Below are 21,543 nucleotides of genomic sequence, written 5' to 3'. Positions count from 1 at the left end.
TGTATTTCTGTTTACAGTTGCCATCTTACGCACTTTGAATTGCATTGTATAGTCAAACCATGACTTTAACATTTCTCTTAGAGACTTTTACAACTTTTGCGATGTTCTTAGATTAGTTTTTTAGAAGTCTTCATGATTTTAACGTGATTGCTATAGAAGTATATGAAATTTTTAGTGTGTGGAGTTAATGATAGGCAACCTCAATTTGGCGATGGACATGAAGTATTCTATAAATCACAGGTTAGCCTAAAAAATGAATAATACAAACTAAGGATGAATTTAAAAAGAAAGGAAGACGTCTTTGTGTGATCTATTACTTGCTTTGCGGTTTTTTTACATATGTTGACGTCAAATTGAAATATTACTGAAACCTTTGTAAAAAAAAGATTTGCTACTATTTAAGGAAGGAACTTGAATTCTGAATGATACTGAGACGGAAAGAGAATAACAAGCTTATTCGACTAAAAAATCACACTTGGGGGTAAGACATGACTTTAGAAAAACAACTGATCCAAAAAAAATATTATGAAAACTTAATGATTGATCATGAGGACAATGATCCTGTACAAATTCTTGGACATTTGTACATGGGGAAATTAGGTAAAGAAGAGGTAGATGTTTCTTATATTCGATATTCTCAAGGAGAGGTTTATTACAATTATAAAGATTATGAAGCTGCTATCTTTAAATGGGAAAAAATACATAACGACTTAGAGCAATGGGCTAGAAAAAATATGGCAGATGCGTACTTTGAGTTGAAATTACTACCAACTGCAGTTGACCTTTATAAATCGATTAATAGTGAGAGTTTGACATTAAACACGGAAGTAGCATTGCAATTATTTTCAATTTATAACGAGCAAGGGGAACTTGATTTTGCAGCGGATGTTATAAAGGAAGCGGTTTCTTTAAACCCTGACTATCCGAATGTAACAGAATTGGCAAGGGCATTTTTTGAAAAATATCGTGATTGGAGTAGTGCCATTGAACTTGCTGTTGATGAGGCTATTCGTACGAAAGGGCTTGATTGGTTCGATATTCTCAAAAACTATGTGGACGAAGGGTTAACAAAACAAATTTCACCAGATTACTTCTTAAAACCACTAGAAGTGTTATTTGATGTAAACCAAGTTAGCTTTGAACAGCTTGTTGTATCAATGTGGAATAGTTATGAAGGTGGTGAGTTTTATTTTGCATGGCTTAGTGAGATCGATGGCCTATTCCTAAGACTTGAACAAGATCCATCCGCTATTTGGTCTAAAGTGTCAGCGAAATATCAAGAAACGTATGTTGAATTAGTAAATGGACAATATTTTATCGATGAAATTTCGCATATTGTCCCCAGCTTGCTTACGAATTGGTTATATTTAGCAGATCATTCACATATTTTATTTTCAGCTACGTCAGTACTTGCATGGAATGAAATGTTTGAGAACTCGATGAGTCCTACTACCATTCAAAAAGCTGAAACAGCATTACTACATTCAACAAATGATAGTGTTTCTATTGAACCAGGACAAAGATTGTTTGAGGAAATAGTAAAATGGGCAGAAGTTAGAGGATTAGATGTCGATCTACGCTTGAAATGGACCGTTGAAAAGGTTGCAAACTTCGAGGAAAACCATCTATTGGTAGTTGGAATGACAGGGAACGGTAAGACGGCTTTTATTAATTCTTTATTAGGAAGTAATAGCGTAACTCCCCCTCCTTCGACCGTTGTTTTCTATGAAAATGATGAATCTATTCAAATAGATGAAATTACGGATACGTCAACACAAACAATACCTAGCCTTATTGATTTAGCTGAAATGAAAGAGAGTGATATAAATTTCTCAAAAACATCACTTGTACATTTTAAAGCGCCGAGCAAATTTCTACTTGAAAATCAATTGACGGTTATGGATATTCCTGATTTTGATCCAAGTACTTATGAAGCAATAAAAAATAATAAAAATGATGAACTGAAATTTGTTCATCTAGCTGATAGTTTGTTATTCATTTTAACGGCTACCACTCTTTTCACTGATAGAGAACGTGATTTATTACTGAAAGTTCAAGAACAAATTCCTAATTTACCAGTTCATTTCTTATTAAAAACAGACACGATTTATCATGAAGAAGAAGTTTCGAAAATGGTTGAAGAAATTCGAATGAGAATTAAACCTCATTTTCCGAGAGCGAAGATATTTCCTTTTTCTAAGCATAATAAGAGCAGCAAACAAGTCGAAGGATTTTCACAATTTATTAGGATGGGTTTTGATCAAAAATCGCTAGTGGAACGCCGAAATCAGAAATTATTATTTTACATTAGAGAAGCCTTAACCTACCTATTGAAAAGACGAGTTGAAACTGAAAATGAAATGGCAGAATTAATTATATGGAAAGAAGATATCGTATCTAAGTTAAATGGAGCTAAACATCAGTTAAGTGACTTAGAAAAGGAAAAGATGCAAATCATACAAAGCTCATATCACACGTTGAAAGAAGATATAAAGTACGATTTAAAAACGACAATACCGAAATTAATACGCGATTGTTCAGCACTCATAAAAGAAAATAGTGACTTCCGCAAAATCCATATTGAACTTAATCAAGAGATGAACGAAAGAGTACAGAATTATATTCAACATACCGTTTTACCGAGGTTTTCAAAAGCCATCCAAGGCTGGATTGAACTGGCTACTGATGAATTTTATCAAAGTCAAGATTACTTAGAAGAAATGAGTGAAGGGTTCAATAGAATGTACGGGGAGCAGCGCTTAAAGCTGAATTGTGACTTTAAGGTACTAGATGATTGGTCTCGTGATGCACATCGTTTAGCAAATGGAATACAATTAGATAACATGAATATTCTAAACAGATCAACACCGTCACAATTAGTGTTAAAAAGCGCTGGAAAACTATTTGGCACTCTTCGCCCTAACAAGTCGATGTTATGTACGATGTACAAAAAGTTGATTGAAAACGAAGATTACGATAAGTTAGCTACAACGGTTACTAAACAGTTTATCCTTCAATTTGAATTGTTTGAAAAAGGCTTAACTCGTGATATTACGATGTTCTTTAGAGAACCTTTCAGTGTTATTCAGGAAGTTATGGAGGAAGAACAACAAGCAATTCAGCAAAAAAAGGAGACATTGGAACAGTTAAAAGCGAATCCAGAAAAGTATCTTGATCCTATTACACTTTTTGAAGTGAGATTACGTCAATATGAATGGATGCAAGTAGAAATTGAAAGAAGCCCTTCCTATTCATAAAAAATAATAACAATAGGTGAATGGCATTTCTCCCATTTTTTAAAATACCTATACTAACTGGGAGTTGTCTTATGGGCAACTCCTTTACTTTTGGACCAAAAGTACTGCTAAATTCCTTAAAAATTTACATAAAAAGTAGTAATTATGTAAAATAAGAGGTATAGACAAAAAGTAGAAGTAATTTTTAGAAATTTCGGTTTTGTTTTAGAACTTGTTAAGGTGAAAATAATACATATATGAACTTATCGGATTAATGAAAGTGGGGGAATTTATATGATTACTTTAAAATCAGAACGAGAAATCAATCAAATGATGGAAACAGGGAAATTATTAGCAGCTTGCCATAAAGAAATTTCAAAAATAATAAAGCCAGGGATTACAACTATAGAAATTGATCGTTTTGTGGAAGAATTTCTAGTTCAAAATGGAGCAACACCTGAACAAAAAGGTTATAAAGGATATCAATTTGCTACGTGTGCTTCCATAAATGATGAAATTTGTCACGGGTTTCCAAGGAAAACACCTTTAAAAAATGGTGATATTGTTACTATTGACATGGTGGTTAATTTAAATGGGGGATTAGCAGACTCAGCATGGACCTATGCTGTAGGAAACGTTACACAGAAGGTTAATCATTTATTAGAGGTTACTAAAAAATCGTTGTACAAAGGTATTGAACAAGCACAGGTTGGAAACAGGCTTGGTGATATTGGTCATGCGATTCAATCTTATGTAGAATCAGAAGGTTTCTCAGTCGTCCGAGATTTTACGGGGCATGGGATAGGGCCAACAATACATGAAGATCCACAAATTCCACACTTCGGATCTCCAGGAAAAGGTTCTAGGTTAAAAGAAGGGATGGTCATTACGATCGAGCCAATGGTAAATGAAGGGATATGGTATAGTCAAATGGACTCAAACGGATGGACGGCTAGAACGGTCGATGGGAAACTGTCAGCTCAATACGAACATACCTTGGCAATTACAAAAAATGGGCCAGTCATTTTAACTTTACAATAATGTACCATGTATTGACAATTTCACTAATTACGAATAGTATTAACAACAAGAAATATATTTACTAGTTTCATATAAAACTTTATATCGTTGAAAATAGGTGCTAGATAAAAGCATAAAATACTTTTATTAGCTTAATAGGGAAGTTCGGTTCAAAGCCGACACGGACCCGCCACTGTGTTGGGTATCAGTACATTTACTGATTCTTTCAGATATACCACTGGGCAATGCCTGGGAAGAACTGGAAGTTATACCCTAAGTCAGGAGACCTGCCTATTTTAACATCACTGTTTGACCTACGGGATTGATAGGGAAGTGGTTAGTATGCGGATAATTTATGTTTTTTGAGCATTTCTGACCTCTTTTAAAGTCAGGGATGCTTTTTTATTTTTTATAACATATTGGGGGGATTTGAAATGGCGACTTGGGATTTATCAGAAACAAAACACCATTTATTAATTTGTAATGGAAGTAGTTGTAATAAAGCGGGAGCCGAAGAACTTACACAGTCGGTTAGAAATGAGGTAGCTAACTTAGGTCTAGATGAGAAAATTCATACGACGAGGACTAAATGTAATGGACGATGCCAAGATAGATGTGTGTTAATTGTATACCCAGAGGGAATATGGTATAAAGACTTAAAACCAGAAGATGCTAACCAGCTTATTGCATCGTTAATTACTGATGATAGCTTATTCGAAAAAGTAAGTCATCGTTTTAATGGAGAAAGCTTTATTAGACAGCCAGAAGTACCAGTAGGAGAATGTAAAGGTCGAGAACGTGTGAAGAAAGTATCTAAAGTATTTTAGTAGCTTATTAATATAATCGGTCTATGAACTAATTTAAGGTAAATGGTCTAGAATAAAAATACGGGTATTTGCCTTTCTTTTTAAATATTTTACTAGCGATTTGGAAAATATAATAAATATCTGTATTTTATATTCCATTGCTAGGAGAGAAATCGATGACACAACATAAGGTAACAATCCGAAACCAATTCAATAGTAAAATATTGCAGAAGGTAATGTGTTTACTTTTATTGATGACTGTTATTCCCATTTTTACAACTTCTACTTTTGCACAAGAGTCTAAACTACCAGAAGCCCCTGTTTTTATAGATAATCAACCTGTAATAACAAAATATATTATGCGAGATGGCCAATTGATGGTTCCAGCACTTTTTTTAAAACATACGGGTGTTAGGGTAGATCAGAATGAACAATATCGCTCTGTCGTTTTTAGCTATGGAGATAAACGCTTCGCTTTACCAATCGGACAGAATTATTCCGATGAATTTATACGTACGACGGGTCTATGGCAACGCCAACCATTAACTACTAAAACGATTGAGTATGCAGGTGAGGTCTTCGTTCCGCTATTAGATGTCACTCGTAAATTTGGGATGGGTGCAACATATAACCCGCAAATAGAACGAACCTTCATTACAACGAATATCCGATCAGCTCCCAATTTTACATACAGAGCTAACACTTCAAAAAAATTAGTGGCACTAACATTTGATGATGGACCAGATGGATACTATACTCCAACAATTTTAGATATTTTAAAAAGTAAAAGTGTTCCTGCGACCTTCTTTGTAATGGGACAACAAGTTAAAACTTTTCCTGATGTTATGAAACGTATAGTAGATGAAGGGCACGGTATTGCAAATCATACGTGGAGTCATCCAGCGTTACCACTTCAAATGACTTCGAAAATCATGGATGAGATTACAACGACACAAAACATTATGTAGAGTACAGTTGGGAGGAAGCCAGATTTATTTCGTCCTCCATTTGGCGCGATCACTAAATCCGATGCGATCCTATTAAATGAAATGGGCTTTCGGGTCATTATGTGGTCTGTAGATACACTTGATTGGAGTGGGTTATCTGGTGATGAGATCTTAGAGATTGTTCAACGTGATGTTACTCCAGGTGGTATTGTTTTGCAGCATAACTTTCAAACAAATGCCCGTCTTTTAGATGGAACTGTCGAAGCTTTGCCAAAAATTATAGATGAACTAAGAGCAAAAGGTTATCAATTTGTAACGGTCCAAACTTTATTAACTAACCCGTAGAATTTTGTTTTATCTAGTATAAAGTGGGTATGCTAAGTTTAACCACTTTAACAAAATATTTGATCGGGGACTGTAAAAGAGAAAAAAGTTTTTTCGCATAATAAACGTTAAGGGGGAAAAATAATGACACTAACTCCAGAACAACGTATTCAACTATATGGCTTTAATAATTTAACTAAATCATTAAGTTTCAACATGTATGATATTTGTTTTACGAAAACCAAAGAAGAACGACAAGCTTATATTGATTATATCGATGAACAATATAATGCAGACCGACTTACGAGTATCTTAAAAAATGTTGCAGATATTATTGGTGCACACGTCTTAAACGTTGCTAAACAAGATTACGTGCCTCAAGGTGCTAGTGTGACTATTCTAGTATCAGAAGGACCAGTTGTCGAAGTACCTACAGAGTCATCATTCGATGAATCACCTGGTCCACTTCCAGAGGCGGTTGTAATAGGTTTAGATAAGAGCCATATTACTGTGCATACGTATCCAGAATTTCATCCAACAGAAGGAATAAGTACGTTTAGAGCAGATATTGATGTTTCAACATGTGGCGAAATCTCACCACTTAAAGCATTAAATTATTTAATACATTCTTTAGAAACCGACATAATGACAATGGACTATCGAGTACGTGGCTTTACACGCGATATAGATGGTAATAAATTATTTATTGACCACGATATCAATTCTATACAAAATTACATACCTGATGAAGTAAAAAGATTATATGACATGATCGATGTAAACGTTTATCAAGAAAATATTTTTCATACGAAATGTCGCTTAAAAGAATTTGATATAAACAATTACTTGTTCGGTTATACAAAAGATAAGTTAGCAACAAGAGAAGTTGAAGAAATTACCGAAAAACTAAAGTTAGAAATGGACGAAATTTTTTACGGAAAAAATATTCACTAAAACTCTAATTTAAAGTCCTAATTTAATGAAAATAGCAACATGTATCTTTCGAGGCTGATTATTCAGTCTCTTTCTTTTTATTCGTACTTTCAAGGATGTAGTCTGTACTGTATTTTATCATTTTTAACTACCCATCAATAAGTAACTATAAAAAAGTTATGGATATATTTACGTATAACACTGGAGATTTTTGACAAGATATAGGAGAGAACATTAAAAAGGAGAGCATCTGATGAAAATTGAGTTAGGAACTGAATATGAAATTATTGAGGAAAGAAAAGGTCACTTTAATTCAGCAGAAACGTTAACAATTATTCGACAAAGTCGTAATGTCGTTCAATTTATATTAGGAAATAATAAAGGTCATGGTTCGATGCCTGTTGATCATCTGTTATATCTCTTAAAAAAGAAAGATTTAACACCTATAACAAATAGAAGAAAGTTATTAAAAGCAGAAAGTGAAGAAAAAATTGGGTAAAGGCTAACTTTTAAAGTGTCTGGACTTTTCACATTTACGATAAAAATAAATTATCGTAGTGTTTGAGGGCCAGGCACTTTTAGTGTGTTAGTCTTTTTAATATGAAAAATACATTCAGAAGTTAAATTTAAAGTTACCAGTTATCTTTTATTACAAAAATAATTTATTCAAAATTTGACATTTTTTTATAAGACTGAAAACTTCTTCAGAGCTTGTTAAGTAAAGAAAATTAAACCGAAATTCAATAAAAGCAGATACGTAAATACGACATTTTCTGATAATACATACGAGTTTTGTCGATAAACAACTGTTTACAACTTTTGTTTTCAAAATAATAATATAATAGTAGAAATAGTAAAAAAACACAATTTCAAATGGGAATAATATAAAATCTAACCGATAATTATTATTTTCTTGCAAAAATGGATTGATTATTCAGACAAATCCGTATATTCTTAAGACTAACAGAGGAAAGTATGCGGGGAATATTTACATGAGAGACACACACAACGATCCATTGAAAAGTATTAAACAATTTGAAGAGGAATGGAATAAACGTCTAATTTCAACATTAAATTGCGAAGATTTTGTTTTCGAAGCAGGAAATTGGATCGATTCTCATTTAGATGAAGTCATAGAAAAAAGAAAAGTAGCAGAATTTTGGTTAGATGTTCTCTGTACTCCTACTAAAAAGAATATTGCAGTACTGGCTAACAAAATAATAAAGCATGAACAACAAGTTGATTTTTTAGAAGACCAACTGTTCAGTCTTACACTAGAAAGTAGGAAGATTACCAAAATATTAGCGAAAACTAAAAATGATTTTCATCATCTAAAAAACATCTTAGACAAGGAAGTAAGCTCAAAAGACTTGAAAATAGAACTAGAATTATTAAAAGGTGAATTAGAGGAATTAATAGCAAGTTTCTAATTATTAGAGTTTGCTGTAATTCATAGATTGAACGTTCTACAAGGAGGAATGAAGATGAGTCAAGAAAACGAAAAAGATACTGAGTTAAATGTTGAGAAAGAAATTGAGGTAAAAGCTAGTGAAGATAGTCTAACTAGTTTTGATCTTCTGTGGAAACAATCTTTACAAGAGTTAGATGCATGGAGTGAACGAGCTTGTTACCGCGAGCAGGTATTACTGAACTCTACTAAACATTTAGTAGAAAATCTGAAAAGGAATCAAACCAATATGAAAGATTTTATTGAACAGTTTGTAAAGGAGCAGCGAGACTGGGAAAAAGTTGCTCGTGAGGAATTGTTAACCTCTACATCACATTTGCAGTACCTATTTCCTATTCAGTCATTTGAAGAAATTAATCGTTTCGTTGATAATTTTCAAGTTAAAGCAACAGAAATCTCTAATATTCCTGTGTATTCGTTAAGCAACGCAGAAGTTCTTGAGAGGTTCGTCCAGTCTGTTGAGCAATTTGTTGAATTTAGAAAAAACAGTAGAATTCAATTTATTGAAAATTTAAAAGTAACGTTAAAAATTATTCACGAAAATCAGCGAGGAATGGTTCAATTATTTACGAAACAAGTAAAAAATGTACTTTTTCCATTCAACATGTATATGGAGCGATCCGAACAACTTTCAAAATCGTAAACATTATCTAGGGAAAGGTAGGCGAAAGAAATGTCTGATTACAAAACGCACGATCCGTATGAAACGTTTAAAAAATATAGTGTCCAATGGGAAAAACAGTTGAATGAGATGTTTTACTTATGGACGAATAATCCAGAATTTGTTCGCTATACAAAAATGAATTCGGATGCTAATGCAAATTTTCTTGAGTTCTTTCGGAAAAATCAGGAATTCCTTGCTAACCAGTTAAATATACCAACAAAAACGGACTTAGCAAACGTATCAAAAATTGCAATTCAAACTGAAGAAAAATTAGATCTGTTAGAAGAACAAATTTGGAACTTATCTGATTCTTTTACTGAAACAAATAAAGAGATTGAAAGTATTGTAGAAGTGTCTAGGGAAGTTATTAAAGTGACAAAGCAATTGAAAAGCGAGTTAACGAAAACGAAAAGAGAACTTTTAAATACAAAGAATTTAAATGAAGAACTTCAAGAAGTTAAAGAAGAACTAGCATCTCTAAATGGCTTGAAGGAAGAACTAGCGTCCGTTAAGAGCCTTATGGAAACAACAAAAAGTCCAAATGAAGAAATTAAAGAAGCGGTGCTCGTAGGTGAAAATGATAAGTAAAACCGGTACTGAAATGGAGGAGTGTTCGTGATTACGAAAACAAGAGAAAGAAATTCTATCCCTTTTTATTCTGGAGATAATAAGAAAGAGTGGGATAGATGGGGAAGCTTTTTTAATATTATGAGTGGAAGTAAGGCTGAACCTAATATTGATCATACGCCAAGGCAAGCGGTATGGAAGAAGAATAAAGCTACATTATGGTATTACCCTGCTGAAGAAAAAAAGTATGATGTTCCTTTATTTTTTGTTTATTCATTAATAAACAAGCCGTTTATATTAGATTTAAACCCTGGAACTGGTTCGATTGAAAGTTTGACAAAGCGTGGCTACGATGTGTATTTGTTAGACTGGGGAATTGCGGGCTATGAAGATAGCCAAATTGGTTTAGATGACTATATTGTAGATTACATACAGAAAGGTGTAAAGCGAGCATTACGCCATTCAGGAGCGGAAGAAATTTCAATTATTGGTTATTGTTTAGGGGGCACATTAGCTGCGATGTATGCAGCTATAGCTGAGGAACCTATTAAAAATCTAATTGTTGCAACAGTTCCAATTGATTTTAGTATCACGTCATCTCCCGAAAAATGGGATGAAGGTTTAAAAAACGGTAATTTTAATATTGATCGTTTAATTGAAGTCTATGGGAATATGCCTCCACAATTTGTAGATGTTATGATGCGATCAATAACTGCACCTATAAGCGTTTCTCCTTATATGACTCTTCTTTCACGAGCTCATGATGAAAATTACGTTGAAAAATGGCGTCGCTTTAATAAATGGATGTCAGAGCATGTTCCATTTACTGGGAAGGCATTTAAACAACTATTATTTGATTTAGGTCGAGACAATAAGCTTGTTAAAGGTGAATTTATGATTAGGGACAAAAAAGTAGATTTATCAAATATTACGGCAAATTTATTTGTTATAAATTCTAAATTTGACCAACTAATTCTTGAAGACCAAAGTTTACCGATCTTGGACCTTGTTTCGAGTGAAGATAAAACTTATAAAGTAGTGGAATCAGGTCATGTTTCTTTAGCTGTAACTGGAAAGTTGGCTGTGCTGCTTGACGAATGGTTAGAAAGTCGTTCAAAAATTGTTCAACAAGTACAGTAATATTTAGGACAATAAAGCAATACAATAAAATTATGAGGAGGGGGTATTTCCCCTCCTGAATTAACTAATATTACATAGCTTCTTCAAGTTTATTTTTATTTAAAAATCTACGAAGCACATTGTTAAATTGATCGGGTGCTTCAAGCTTTGCAATATGGCCAACATTTCTAAAAACATATAATTCTGAGTCTGGTATTAAGTTATACATTTGAATTTGTACCCATAAAGGAACAATAGCATCATATTGACATCCAATCACTAAAGTAGGTACTTTTATTTCTGAAAGTAATTTTCGATAATCTATTTTTATACAGGCTTCAATTGAATGCAAATAAGTTGCAGGGTTTGGTTTGTGGTATTTTGAAAATTGTTTGGATATATCTGATTCCCATGAATAAAAACATGTACGAGCAGTTATTTGTTTTTGTATGGAAGCAGGTAAATATTTTAGTCGATATTTTCGAATTTGCATAATAGATCTACCCAGTAATTTTGGAACATAGTGTAATGTACTAACGAATATTAAAGAACGACATCGTTCAGGAGCTTGCTTATATATTTCCTGTGCTACAATCCCACCCATCGATAAACCACAGATGTGAGCGCTTTCAATGTTTAGATAGTCCAGTAAATCTAAAATATCTTTTGCAAAATTTTCAATAGTGATATCCTCAGTGGCTTCACTTTCTCCATGACCACGTAAGTCAGGAATGATTAGTTCAAACTCATTAGCTAACTCATGTTGATAAATCCAACCTTCTTTTATTTCACCTAATCCATGGATCAGTACAAGTGGCTCACCAGTTCCGAGATGCTGATAGTGCGTTGTAATAGCATCAACCTTCTTTTTATTCATGATAGGTAACCTCCTAAATTTTGAGTGGCTTTTCTCTCTTTTTAACCCATCCGCCGTAAAGATAATCAAAATTCAAAAAAGTTTTTATATTTATATATATGCACACTTGACTAATTATGCACCATAAGTGTAAAATACACTTATAAGAAATTGTTGCAGAGGTGTTATTTATGGCAAATGAGAATAAAGAAACTTCAATTAGTCCTTCAAAAAATTTTGTGTTGCCATTTATTTTATTAATTCTAAGTAGAATGTCCCTACATGGATATGAGTTAAATCAAAAGTTACAGTCTTTTGGTTTTCATACCGTTGACCAAGGGAACTTATACCGTTTACTTCGAAAGCTTGAAAAAGAAAACCTTGTAAAATCGGAGTGGGATACAACAGGAAGTGGGCCAGCCAAAAGACTCTATTCGATTACCGATGTCGGTAAAAACTTTTTGCAAGGATACGCGAAAAAGCTGGAGCTATATCAATCCATGCTTGATCAATTTTTCAATATGTATTCCAGTTTCCTTGATCTCTACATACCTTCTTTCAATAAGGAGGATAAGATAGAGCAAAAAAAAGACCATAAGAGGAGGAACGAAAATGAGTCAAAAAGCGAAGCAAAAGAATGAAACTAATGTTACAGAAACGTTTGTAGAAACATTTTGGGATCAATTTGAGGTAGCCTTATCACGTATAAGTAAAGAAAACGATGAGAGATCCGATGCTTATTTAGATGCAGTTAAACAAATGAATAAGTTTAGTGGGGATTATCGTAAAACTATTAGAGGGCTATATCAAGAAACTAGAAGTACGAATGATGAATTAGTCAAAGGAATTTCATCAAGTATTTCTGAAAAGTTAAAAAGAGAACCATCTCAGCATTCACAAGAACTTTACAAACAATGGCGTGATATTACTAACAAGTTTGAAGAGATTTCTTTAACACCGCTAAACCAAACGTTTGATATGATTGAGCGTATAGAGAAACGTGTGGAGCAAAATACAGAAGATTATATTAAATATAGTCGTAACCGTAGAAAAGCATGGTCATCTGTTTCAAATGAATATATCCAAATCTTAAGAGAACAGAATAAACAAGCAGTGGGACGTATTGAAGATAGCTTTCGTACCTTTTTACGCACAGGAACGAATAACTAATATGTCATTTTGAGTACGAACGATTGATCAGTTGGAGAGATCTTCGCACTGAAACACTCCAAAATACTAACTAAATATATTAATAAAGGGGAATAGCTATGCGCTGTTCCCTTTTATTTTGTTAAGCATAAGGGCACAATAACAGGTAACATACAAAGAGTTTAGGTGAAATTGATGAAGATGTTATGTATAGATGGTGGTGGCATTCGCGGGGTGTTTGCTCTTGCCATATTACAAAAGATTGAAGAAAAATTTGCTTGCCCGATAAGTGACCTGTTTGATGTAATTGCTGGAACGAGTACAGGTGCTATTATTGCAGCATCAGTTGCTTTAAAAAAGCAAATGAGTGAAATACTTAATGAGTATGAAACCAACGGCAAGAAGATTTTTGTTAGGCAAACCAAAGTTGGCTTATTTAAAAGTGTTTACAGTGATCGCTATTTAAGACGTTTTTTTCAAATGGTATTTGGAGAACTAACCTTAAAGGATATAGAAAAACCGCTACTGATACCAGCAGTTAATCTTACTTATGGAAGACCGTACGTCCACCGTACAAATTACGGTCATCCTGAAAGTGATGATTTATCAGTAAAATTATGGGATGCTGTGCTGTCTTCTTGTTCAGCACCAGTTTATTTTCCGCCCAATAAAGTAAAAAATAAATACTTATCCATCGACGGTGGGTTGTGGGCGAATAATCCTTCCTTAGTTTGTGTTACAGAAGCTATGGACTTTTTTAATCATTCTTTAAGGGATATTAAAATTTTGTCACTTGGTACAGGTCAACAGACCATTGATTTTACAATGGACGATAATATGGATTGGGGTGCAAGAAAGTGGCTTCCATTTGATTTTCCATCGATGAAAGTTACACCAAAATTACTCGATTTAGCTCTTCACTTATCGTCCGAGTCAGTTTCTTACCATTGTCAACATCTTTTAGGAGATCACTATTTACGATTAAATGAGCAACTCGGGAAAGAAGTTCCTTTTGATGAAGTCAAATATATTGATGAATTAAAAGCATTAGGGTTAAATGTGTATAAACAAAAGGAAAATGAAATAATAACATTCCTAGAAAAATGAATGTAATAATGACATTTGCTTTTTTAAATAATCGGTAAAAGTTTTCGTTAATTTATATCATAAAATAGAGCGGTAAGACCAAAATATAACTAGGCTCTTTTCAAAAAATAAATCATGTGCGAAAACAGCCTAATGATAAAGGAGGAAAGATACATGCCACATAAAAAACATAGGGGTAAACCGTTAAAACTAGCTCTTGGCGAAAATGAAGTTAGTCATGAGTTTGCAGAAGAATTAGCAGATAGTGGAGAAAGAAATATCGCAGTGGAAAAGCAAAAAGATAGGAAAATTAATAATACTAGAAAAAAAGCAAACGGTGGAACAAAAAGTACCGAATAATAGTTGTAATTAATCACTATGGTAACAAGTATAGTGAGCGGCCATTTTCCTTGGATGAAATTCCAGAAAAATGGCTTAGATTATTTTAAGAGCTTCAAAATTGTATTAATACAGCTGTTTCTATAAAAATCATGTAGTTCTTCTTCATTACACATTAACCATTGAATTAAAGCGCCATCAATAATGGATCGAATCATTTTAGAAGCTTGGTCAATGTCTAGTTCTCGTGTAAATACCCCTTCGTCTTGTCCATGAGATATGATATCTCGTGCCAATCCCCAACAGTTTTCGTAAAATTGAAGATTGATTTGTTGATAATGTTCGTTCCGACTCGCTTGTGCAATAAAATCGAGGTACACTTTATAAAACTTCCTGTTTTTTTCTGGGCTAATAAAGACAGAACAAATATAAGCTTCCAACTTTTTGGCAGATGTTGTTTGTTTATTAATTGCATAGCATTCATTTTTATAGATTTGGTTGGTTACCCACTTTAATAAAGAGGAAAACACATCTTCTTTATTATGAAAATAATAATTTGTTACCCCTTTACTAACGCCAGCATAATCTGCAATGTCTTGTAACGTTACCGCTTCAAATCCTTTGTCTGCTACTGCTTGAAAAGCTGCTTTTAAAATTTGTTCTCTTCTTTCGATCGCTTTTTTCTTCATTTGATTACCCACCTTATCAAAACTCTTCACATTAGTATACTACTTTTTTAGAATATTTTGACCAGTCAGAATAAAGTTTGGTATACTAACTATTAAGTTGTGCTAATTTCTGGGAGGGTTATGTAATGAGTAAACAATTTAAAGCTTTAGTAGTGAATAAAACGGGAGAAGATTTTTCACTAGATATTAAGGGAGTATCAATGGATGACCTTCCTGATGGGAATGTATTAATTAATGTGCAATATTCTAGTGTAAATTATAAAGATGGACTGGCAAGTATTCCGAATGGTAAAGTGGTTCAATCGTATCCGTTTATTCCTGGAATTGACTTGGCAGGTGTAGTTGTGTCTTCAGAAGACCCTCGATATAAAGAAGGGGATCAAGTTATTGCAACGAGCTATGAAATCGGTGTTTCCCATTTTGGTGGATATGGTGAGTACGCTCGCATACCTAGCGATTGGATTGTTCCTTTACCAGAAGGATTAACGCTAAAAGAAGCAATGATATATGGAACAGCGGGTATTACTGCTGCATTATCTGTTCATCGATTAGAAGAAAATGGTTTAACTCCAGATAAAGGGAAGGTTCTTGTTACGGGGGCGACAGGTGGTGTAGGGAGTATTGCTATTGCTATTTTAAATAAGCGTGGTTACGATGTAGTAGCAAGTACGGGTAAGGAAGAAGAACATAACTATTTACATAAACTGGGGGCAAAAGATGTTATTTCTCGTGAAGATGTTGTTCCAGAGAAAATTCGTCCACTTGACAAACAATATTGGGCAGGTGCGGTTGATCCTGTAGGTGGAAGGACTTTAGCAGCGATTTTAAGTCGAGTTCATTACGGGGGATCTGTAGCTGTAAGTGGCTTAACAGGTGGAATGGATGTTGCAACTACAGTATTCCCGTTCATTCTTCGTGGAGTAAATTTATTAGGCATTGACTCTGTCTATTGCCCTATGGATCTTAGAAAGGAAATGTGGGAGCTTCTAGCTGATGAGTATAAACCTGAAAACTTGAACATGATTGCAGTTAATAGTGACTTACAACAATTACCACAACATTTAGCTTCAATCTTAAAAGGACAAATTCGTGGGCGAGTCGTTGTTAAAATTTAATTAGTGCATTTAAAGGTTGTGCATAAGGTGAAAAAATATCAGGTATGGATCATGTTAATATTAGCTACCTTGTTTTGGGCGGGGAATTTTGTAATGGGTAGTTACGTCGTTAATGAAATGGACCCCGTTTGGATGACATTTTCAAGGTGGTTTTTAGCTTTATTTCTTTTATTTCCAATTGCTTATTTTGTTGAGAAGCCGAACTGGAAGCTTGTGAAAAAGGATTGGCATTATTTAATTCTTAACGGAATTCTTGGAATTATCGGGTATAATTTAATTCTTTATTCCGCATTAGAATACACCACCTCAACCAATGCTTCATTAGTAGCGGCAATGAACCCAGGTGTCATTGTTGTTGCGTCAGTCATTTTATTAAAAGAAAAATTGTCTAAAATGCAACTTCTTGGATTTATTATTTCTTTAATTGGAGCGTTTGTGATTTTAACGGAAGGGAATATTGCACGTATTTTTCAATTTGACTTTAATAAAGGTGACCTCTTAATGGTTGGAACCATCATTGTTTGGACCTTTTATTCCATCATCGGAAAGCGGCTGTCGCTACCACCGATTGCGGCAACGGCGGTATCTGCTTTAATCGCTATGATTCTTTTTGCTCCTTTTGCATTCGCTCAAGGGATCAATTTTTCAGAACTAAGTCCATTAGCCTTAACCGGCATAGTTTATTTCGTCCTATTTCCTTCGGTTGGTTCATTTATATTTTGGAACATTGCCGTTAGAGAAATTGGTGCTAGTCAGTCAGGGGTATTTTTAAACTTGATACCCGTTTTCACGGCTATCATTAGTATTAGCTTAGGGCAAATGATTACACTCGTTCAAGTAATAGGTGGTCTGTTTGTCTTTACCGGTGTTTATCTAACAACGGGATTGTTGGACAAGAGAATATTAGCGAAAAAGGAAAAAGCCATGTTGAAGAAGTCCAGTTAGTTAAGAAGGGTATGGAGGAAACTCATACCCTTCTTTCTTCTTATTATTTGTAGGTTCAAAAATTAGTTTACCAGCTTTATAGTTTAGGTTTTCTGATTTTATTAATGGTTTGATTGTTTGTGGTTTGTCCTAATTTCTGATAGATTGTATTAATTAATTCATTTTCCTCTTTTGATATAAACACCTTTCTCTTTTGTTTGACTAGTAAGTTGGCCAAATATTGTTTTTCCTTTACTGTCAACCACATTTATTACCATCCTTTCCAAAATTAGATTACAGGGTAAAATTAAAAACGGAGATGTAGTCGCTAATATAGTGTATGTAAATGGACTAACGAATAGTGAATATCATAATAATTACCATTATTTCTACTTTTTGAATGAAAGTAAGGAAGCGTCTTCACAATATTGAAAGATTTATACATAAAATTATCATTGAAATTTTGTTATACTTGACTCTGAGTTAAAGTTTGCAGCTCGGAAAGGAGCAACAAGATGAATGTTTTTTTAACTGGTGGTACAGGATTTTTAGGTACCCAACTTATTTTACAACTTATTAATTCAAAACATAAAGTTTATGTCTTGGCTCGTTCTAAAAAGAAGAGTCAGAACTTATTAGATAAAATTCCTTTACATTTACAATCACAGGTGGAAGTGATTGAGGGTGAACTTTCAAATCATGACTTATCGATCTCTAAAGAAGATCAAAACAGACTATTCAGCAACATCGATGTTTTTTACCATATTGCGGCATTGTTGTCATTCGATATTAAAAAGAAGGATGAACTACGTGAGATTAACTACAATGGAACTCAAAACACGTTGGAGTTCGCAAAAAACATCGGAGTAAAATCTTACTTCTATGTAAGTACCGCTTATACCTTAGGTAAGAAAGACCGTGCAATTGAAAAGTTACATGATCTTAATGGAGAATTTAACAATGCTTATGAAAGAACGAAATGTGAAGCGGAACATTTAGTAATGAATTACAGTGAAACTATGAAAGTTTCAATTTTTAGACCAGCGATTATTGTAGGTGACTCAAAAACAGGGGAAACGGATTCGGTGTTTGGTTTATATGGTTTTTTGAAAGGGCTTGAAATTTTTAAAAAGCGAGTAGCTAGGGTTGGGGGAGAATATAAACAAAAAACATTTACTATTATCGGAAATCCTATAGGTACCCAAAATTTCGTTCCAGTTGATTATGTTTGTGATATTTTATTAGCTGGTATAGAGAAAGCCGAAAGTCGAAAGATTTACCATATTACCAATCCAAATCCACCAGTTAATAATATAGGGTTAAAAGTGATAGAAAAATTATTAGATTTACCACAAATTCAATTTAGCCAAAAAGAAAATATAACACTGACAAAAGAAGAAGTAGTTCTGAACGATTTCATTTCGAGTTTTAAGGTTTATTTTAATCGAGATATTGATTTTGACATTTCCAACACCCTTCAACTACTAAAAGAAACAGATAACAGTGTTTTAAAGATGGATGAGGAAATGTTCAAGACGATTATTGTTGGTTACAAGAAAGAGAGAGAGCCTGTATTATCTTAATAAGGAGATGTTCATGCTATATTATACAACTTATGAGAGATCACCCAAACATTCTTGGCTCGTATTAATCCATGGATTAGGTGGAAACTCGAACATATGGTACAAACAAATTGATGAATACAAAAAGTCATATAATGTTTTATTAGTAGATTTATGTGGCCATGGCAAATCAAAAGACAAATACACAACTGTTGCTCATTATACTTTTGCATTTATTGCTAAAGAAGTATTAAAAGTATTGGATTATCTTGATATTAAGTCAGCTCACTTTGTCGGTATTTCACTAGGGACGATTGTTAATCATAATATAGCCATCATTAGTCCAGAACGGGTTGAAACATTAACTCAAGCAGGGGCTGCCTTAAAGTTTAATAGGCGATGTAAACTGCTTTTAATGATAGGAGATATCGGAAAAAAGATTATCCCTTATATGTGGTTATATAGCTTCTTTGCATACATTATTATGCCTAATAAACAGCACGAGAAATCTAGATCGATATTTATAAAAGAAGCAAAAAAACTTGGGAAAACAGAATTTATAAAATGGTTTAATATCGTAAAAAAAGAAACAGAACAATCGTATCTCTCTTTTTTAAAATTAAAGAAAAATTTTCCGACTCTATATGTTTCTGGCGTTAATGACCATATGTTTATTGATTTCATAAAAAAAGAAATTCCCGAAATTCAAAATTGTAAACTTTTAATTCTTGATAAGTGCGGTCATGTTTGTAATATAGAAGGTTCTAAGCAATTTAATGAAATATCATTGGCGTTTTTTAAGAAATATAGTGATACAAAAGAAGAAGTAAGTAAATGTAGAAAAGCAATCTAGATATCAAAGGGCTGTACTCATTATTGAGGCAGCCTTTTTCATAACTTATTCTAGCCTATAATTTTACACAAAGTAGAGTATTATCCAATTTTAACAACTTAATGATAAAATCTTTAAAACCCTATATAGTCGTATCGAAATAGTTCTATATAATTATTGTCCTTCATATTCACTCCGCAATATGACATTCACTCGTCCTATTGTCCTTATTTTCGATTTTTCTTTACATATTCACACATGATTTTACATAGAAGATAAGGCGATAGAAGCTATTTTCTAGTTTAACTTGTTGATAAAATTACCTAATAAAGTTGTTCAAAAACCTGAAACTTGCTTTAATCCTCTTTGTTACTTTTCTCCGAAGTGATTCAAAAAGCAGAAGATGTTTCTATTCTGTGAAAATAGCATTGAAATACTCGAAGCTTTGTTATCTTAACCTTTTTTGAACAAAATAATTATGAATAAAAAAGTTGGTGGAATATATGTTTTCGAATTTTGAAATAGGGATAGATTTAGGAACAGCAAATACTCTAGTTTATAGTCGAGATAAAGGTATTATCTTTAATGAGCCTACAATTGTTGCTATAAATAAACATTCGCATGAAGTCGTAGCGGTTGGATCCGACGCAAAACAAATGGTTGGTAAAACTCCTGAAAATATTAAAGTGGTAAATCCGTTAAAAAATGGAGTAATCGCTGATTTTGATGTTACAGCGATGTTACTTAAACATGTAATGAAATTCTCAGCAAAAAAGCTAGGATTATCCTTTAGAAAACCGAGTGTCATCGTATGCACTCCATCAGGTTCAACATCGGTCGAACAACGCGCAATCATTGATGCAGTAAGAAGTTGTGGAGCTAAACAGGTAGAACTTATTGAAGGACCTGTCGCAGCTGCGATTGGAGCTGGATTGCCAGTAGATGAACCGATTGCCAATGTTATCGTAGACATCGGTGGAGGGACAACAGAAATCGGAATTATCTCTTTTGGTGGAGTTGTATCTTGTCAGTCGGTACGAATTGGTGGGCACAAGTTTGATGAAGGGATTATTCAATATGTACGAAAAAAGTATAACCTCTTAATTGGTGAAAGAACCGCAGAACAAATCAAAATAGACATTGGCTATGCACCTTGTGAACATGAAAAGGAATCAATGGATATTCGAGGGAGAGATCTCGTCACAGGTTTACCTAAAAATGTTACGATCCATTCAACAGAAATTCAGCAATCGATGAATGAAGACCTTCTCCACATATTAGAGGCTATTCGCGCGACCCTAGAAGAGTGTCCACCAGAGTTAAGTGGTGATATTGTGGATCGTGGAGTTATCCTTACAGGTGGTGGAGCTTTATTAAATGGATTAGAAGAATGGTTAAGTGAACAGATTGTCGTTCCTGTTATGATAGCACCTAGCCCTTTAGAATCCGTCGCTATCGGTACTGGAAAGTCTCTTAAGATGTTATCTAGATTAAAAAAACGGGTTGTATAATAGAGTGATACGAATTTAATCGTTTGGTAAGCACCTTTTCGTCAATATACGGAAGGTGTTTTTCTTTCTTTCATTTAATATCAAAGAGTGACAAAAGTATAAAGCTGTTGGGAGTGGCTATTATAAAAAGTAGTTTAATTTTTGTTAAAAAAGGATGAATTAGAAATGAGAAAGAAGACCCCGTTTTGGAAAAAGTGGTGGGTTTGGCTTATTATCGTCGTTGTTTGTATTAATATTTTTATGACAAACGTAAGTGTAAATAACGAAGATTATCATTCGGAACGAAACGAATTAAAGAAAGGTAACATATCATCACATTAAATGAGACAATGGAGAAGGGAAGATTGATAAATTATGAACAAAATATTCTTTAGAAATGATTAATTAATATGAAAT

Annotated in this window: 24 protein-coding genes and 1 riboswitch; of the genes, 21 read left to right on the top strand and 3 right to left on the bottom strand. The window is 33.5% G+C overall.

Going from position 1 to position 21,543, the window contains the following annotated elements; all coding sequences use genetic code 11:
- Positions 1–488 precede the first annotated feature (488 nt).
- The 11 genes from BK574_RS07295 to BK574_RS07250 all read left to right on the top strand — a co-directional run bounded on the left by BK574_RS07295 (position 489) and on the right by BK574_RS07250 (position 11,105).
- The gene (locus BK574_RS07295; RefSeq protein WP_078428128.1) at positions 489–3,257 is read left to right on the top strand and encodes a hypothetical protein; all 2,769 of its coding nucleotides are present in this window, start codon (positions 489–491) and stop codon (positions 3,255–3,257) included.
- 273 nt (positions 3,258–3,530) lie between these two features.
- Positions 3,531–4,277, top strand: a complete 747-nt coding sequence (map, locus tag BK574_RS07290) for a type I methionyl aminopeptidase (protein ID WP_078428127.1) — start codon at positions 3,531–3,533, stop codon at positions 4,275–4,277.
- A gap of 78 nt (positions 4,278–4,355) precedes the next feature.
- Positions 4,356–4,565, top strand: a riboswitch (cobalamin riboswitch).
- 125 nt (positions 4,566–4,690) lie between these two features.
- Complete coding sequence (locus BK574_RS07285; RefSeq protein WP_078428126.1) at positions 4,691–5,083, top strand: (2Fe-2S) ferredoxin domain-containing protein; 393 nt, start codon at positions 4,691–4,693, stop codon at positions 5,081–5,083.
- A 155-nt stretch (positions 5,084–5,238) separates the two neighbouring features.
- On the top strand, positions 5,239–6,030 hold the full coding sequence (locus tag BK574_RS07280) for a polysaccharide deacetylase family protein (protein ID WP_238457978.1): 792 nt from the start codon (positions 5,239–5,241) through the stop codon (positions 6,028–6,030).
- A gap of 99 nt (positions 6,031–6,129) precedes the next feature.
- Positions 6,130–6,354: a polysaccharide deacetylase family protein gene (locus BK574_RS28350; protein ID WP_238457977.1), complete on the top strand. Its 225-nt coding sequence runs from the start codon at positions 6,130–6,132 to the stop codon at positions 6,352–6,354.
- A gap of 123 nt (positions 6,355–6,477) precedes the next feature.
- Positions 6,478–7,287, top strand: a complete 810-nt coding sequence (speD, locus tag BK574_RS07275) for an adenosylmethionine decarboxylase (RefSeq protein ID WP_078428125.1) — start codon at positions 6,478–6,480, stop codon at positions 7,285–7,287.
- A gap of 232 nt (positions 7,288–7,519) precedes the next feature.
- A complete protein-coding gene (locus tag BK574_RS07270) occupies positions 7,520–7,765 on the top strand; it encodes a hypothetical protein (protein ID WP_078428124.1) in 246 nt (81 codons plus the stop codon).
- A 493-nt stretch (positions 7,766–8,258) separates the two neighbouring features.
- Positions 8,259–8,696: a hypothetical protein gene (locus BK574_RS07265; RefSeq protein WP_078428123.1), complete on the top strand. Its 438-nt coding sequence runs from the start codon at positions 8,259–8,261 to the stop codon at positions 8,694–8,696.
- Positions 8,697–8,750: 54 nt separating this feature from the next.
- Positions 8,751–9,377 (top strand): hypothetical protein, encoded by a 627-nt coding sequence (locus BK574_RS07260; protein WP_078428122.1) that lies wholly within the window; start codon positions 8,751–8,753, stop codon positions 9,375–9,377.
- 30 nt (positions 9,378–9,407) lie between these two features.
- Complete coding sequence (locus BK574_RS07255; protein ID WP_078428121.1) at positions 9,408–9,986, top strand: peptide chain release factor 1; 579 nt, start codon at positions 9,408–9,410, stop codon at positions 9,984–9,986.
- A gap of 27 nt (positions 9,987–10,013) precedes the next feature.
- Positions 10,014–11,105 carry an alpha/beta fold hydrolase gene (locus BK574_RS07250; RefSeq protein WP_238457976.1) on the top strand — a complete coding sequence of 364 codons (1,092 nt, stop codon included), beginning with the start codon at positions 10,014–10,016 and terminating at the stop codon, positions 11,103–11,105.
- Between the two features lie 70 nt (positions 11,106–11,175).
- Here the strand turns inward: BK574_RS07250 and BK574_RS07245 are convergent, their stop codons facing one another.
- A complete protein-coding gene (locus tag BK574_RS07245) occupies positions 11,176–11,961 on the bottom strand; it encodes an alpha/beta fold hydrolase (protein WP_078428120.1) in 786 nt (261 codons plus the stop codon).
- Positions 11,962–12,131: 170 nt separating this feature from the next.
- Between BK574_RS07245 and phaQ the strand changes: the two genes are divergently transcribed.
- The 4 genes from phaQ (at position 12,132) to BK574_RS07225 (ending at position 14,535) form a co-directional block, all read left to right on the top strand.
- On the top strand, positions 12,132–12,581 hold the full coding sequence (gene phaQ, locus BK574_RS07240) for a poly-beta-hydroxybutyrate-responsive repressor (RefSeq protein ID WP_078428119.1): 450 nt from the start codon (positions 12,132–12,134) through the stop codon (positions 12,579–12,581).
- Entirely contained in the window at positions 12,553–13,110 is a 558-nt protein-coding gene (locus BK574_RS07235; RefSeq protein ID WP_078428118.1) for a hypothetical protein, read from the top strand. Before phaQ ends, BK574_RS07235 begins: the two co-directional genes overlap by 29 nt.
- A gap of 174 nt (positions 13,111–13,284) precedes the next feature.
- On the top strand, positions 13,285–14,196 hold the full coding sequence (locus BK574_RS07230; protein ID WP_078428117.1) for a CBASS cGAMP-activated phospholipase: 912 nt from the start codon (positions 13,285–13,287) through the stop codon (positions 14,194–14,196).
- A 153-nt stretch (positions 14,197–14,349) separates the two neighbouring features.
- Positions 14,350–14,535, top strand: coding sequence for a hypothetical protein (locus tag BK574_RS07225; protein ID WP_078428116.1), 186 nt, complete (start codon positions 14,350–14,352; stop codon positions 14,533–14,535).
- An 80-nt stretch (positions 14,536–14,615) separates the two neighbouring features.
- On the opposite strand, the gene BK574_RS07220 is transcribed toward BK574_RS07225, so the two are convergent.
- Positions 14,616–15,203: a TetR/AcrR family transcriptional regulator gene (locus BK574_RS07220; RefSeq protein ID WP_078428115.1), complete on the bottom strand. Its 588-nt coding sequence runs from the start codon at positions 15,201–15,203 to the stop codon at positions 14,616–14,618.
- 125 nt (positions 15,204–15,328) lie between these two features.
- On the opposite strand from BK574_RS07220, the gene BK574_RS07215 reads away from it, so the two are divergent.
- Together BK574_RS07215 and BK574_RS07210 are read left to right on the top strand one after the other, a co-directional pair.
- Complete coding sequence (locus BK574_RS07215) at positions 15,329–16,318, top strand: NADPH:quinone oxidoreductase family protein (RefSeq protein ID WP_078428114.1); 990 nt, start codon at positions 15,329–15,331, stop codon at positions 16,316–16,318.
- Positions 16,319–16,345: 27 nt separating this feature from the next.
- Entirely contained in the window at positions 16,346–17,263 is a 918-nt protein-coding gene (locus BK574_RS07210; protein WP_238457975.1) for a DMT family transporter, read from the top strand.
- 76 nt (positions 17,264–17,339) lie between these two features.
- Here BK574_RS07210 and BK574_RS27405 read toward each other — a convergent pair whose 3' ends face one another.
- Complete coding sequence (locus tag BK574_RS27405) at positions 17,340–17,510, bottom strand: hypothetical protein (RefSeq protein WP_158211578.1); 171 nt, start codon at positions 17,508–17,510, stop codon at positions 17,340–17,342.
- A gap of 247 nt (positions 17,511–17,757) precedes the next feature.
- On the opposite strand from BK574_RS27405, the gene BK574_RS07205 reads away from it, so the two are divergent.
- The 4 genes from BK574_RS07205 (at position 17,758) to BK574_RS26925 (ending at position 21,468) form a co-directional block, all read left to right on the top strand.
- Entirely contained in the window at positions 17,758–18,825 is a 1,068-nt protein-coding gene (locus BK574_RS07205; RefSeq protein WP_078428113.1) for an SDR family oxidoreductase, read from the top strand.
- 13 nt (positions 18,826–18,838) lie between these two features.
- Complete coding sequence (locus tag BK574_RS07200) at positions 18,839–19,657, top strand: alpha/beta fold hydrolase (RefSeq protein ID WP_142247915.1); 819 nt, start codon at positions 18,839–18,841, stop codon at positions 19,655–19,657.
- A gap of 482 nt (positions 19,658–20,139) precedes the next feature.
- Positions 20,140–21,147 carry a rod-share determining protein MreBH gene (gene mreBH, locus BK574_RS07195; RefSeq protein ID WP_078428111.1) on the top strand — a complete coding sequence of 336 codons (1,008 nt, stop codon included), beginning with the start codon at positions 20,140–20,142 and terminating at the stop codon, positions 21,145–21,147.
- A gap of 165 nt (positions 21,148–21,312) precedes the next feature.
- Entirely contained in the window at positions 21,313–21,468 is a 156-nt protein-coding gene (locus tag BK574_RS26925; RefSeq protein WP_142247914.1) for a transmembrane 9 family protein, read from the top strand.
- Positions 21,469–21,543 lie beyond the last annotated feature (75 nt).

The sequence above is a fragment of the Alkalihalobacterium alkalinitrilicum genome (assembly GCF_002019605.1).
Classification (GTDB): Bacteria; Bacillota; Bacilli; order Bacillales; family Bacillaceae_F; genus Alkalihalobacterium; species Alkalihalobacterium alkalinitrilicum.
Note: the sequence above shows the minus strand (reverse complement) of the source record. Positions and strands in the feature narration are given on the sequence as shown.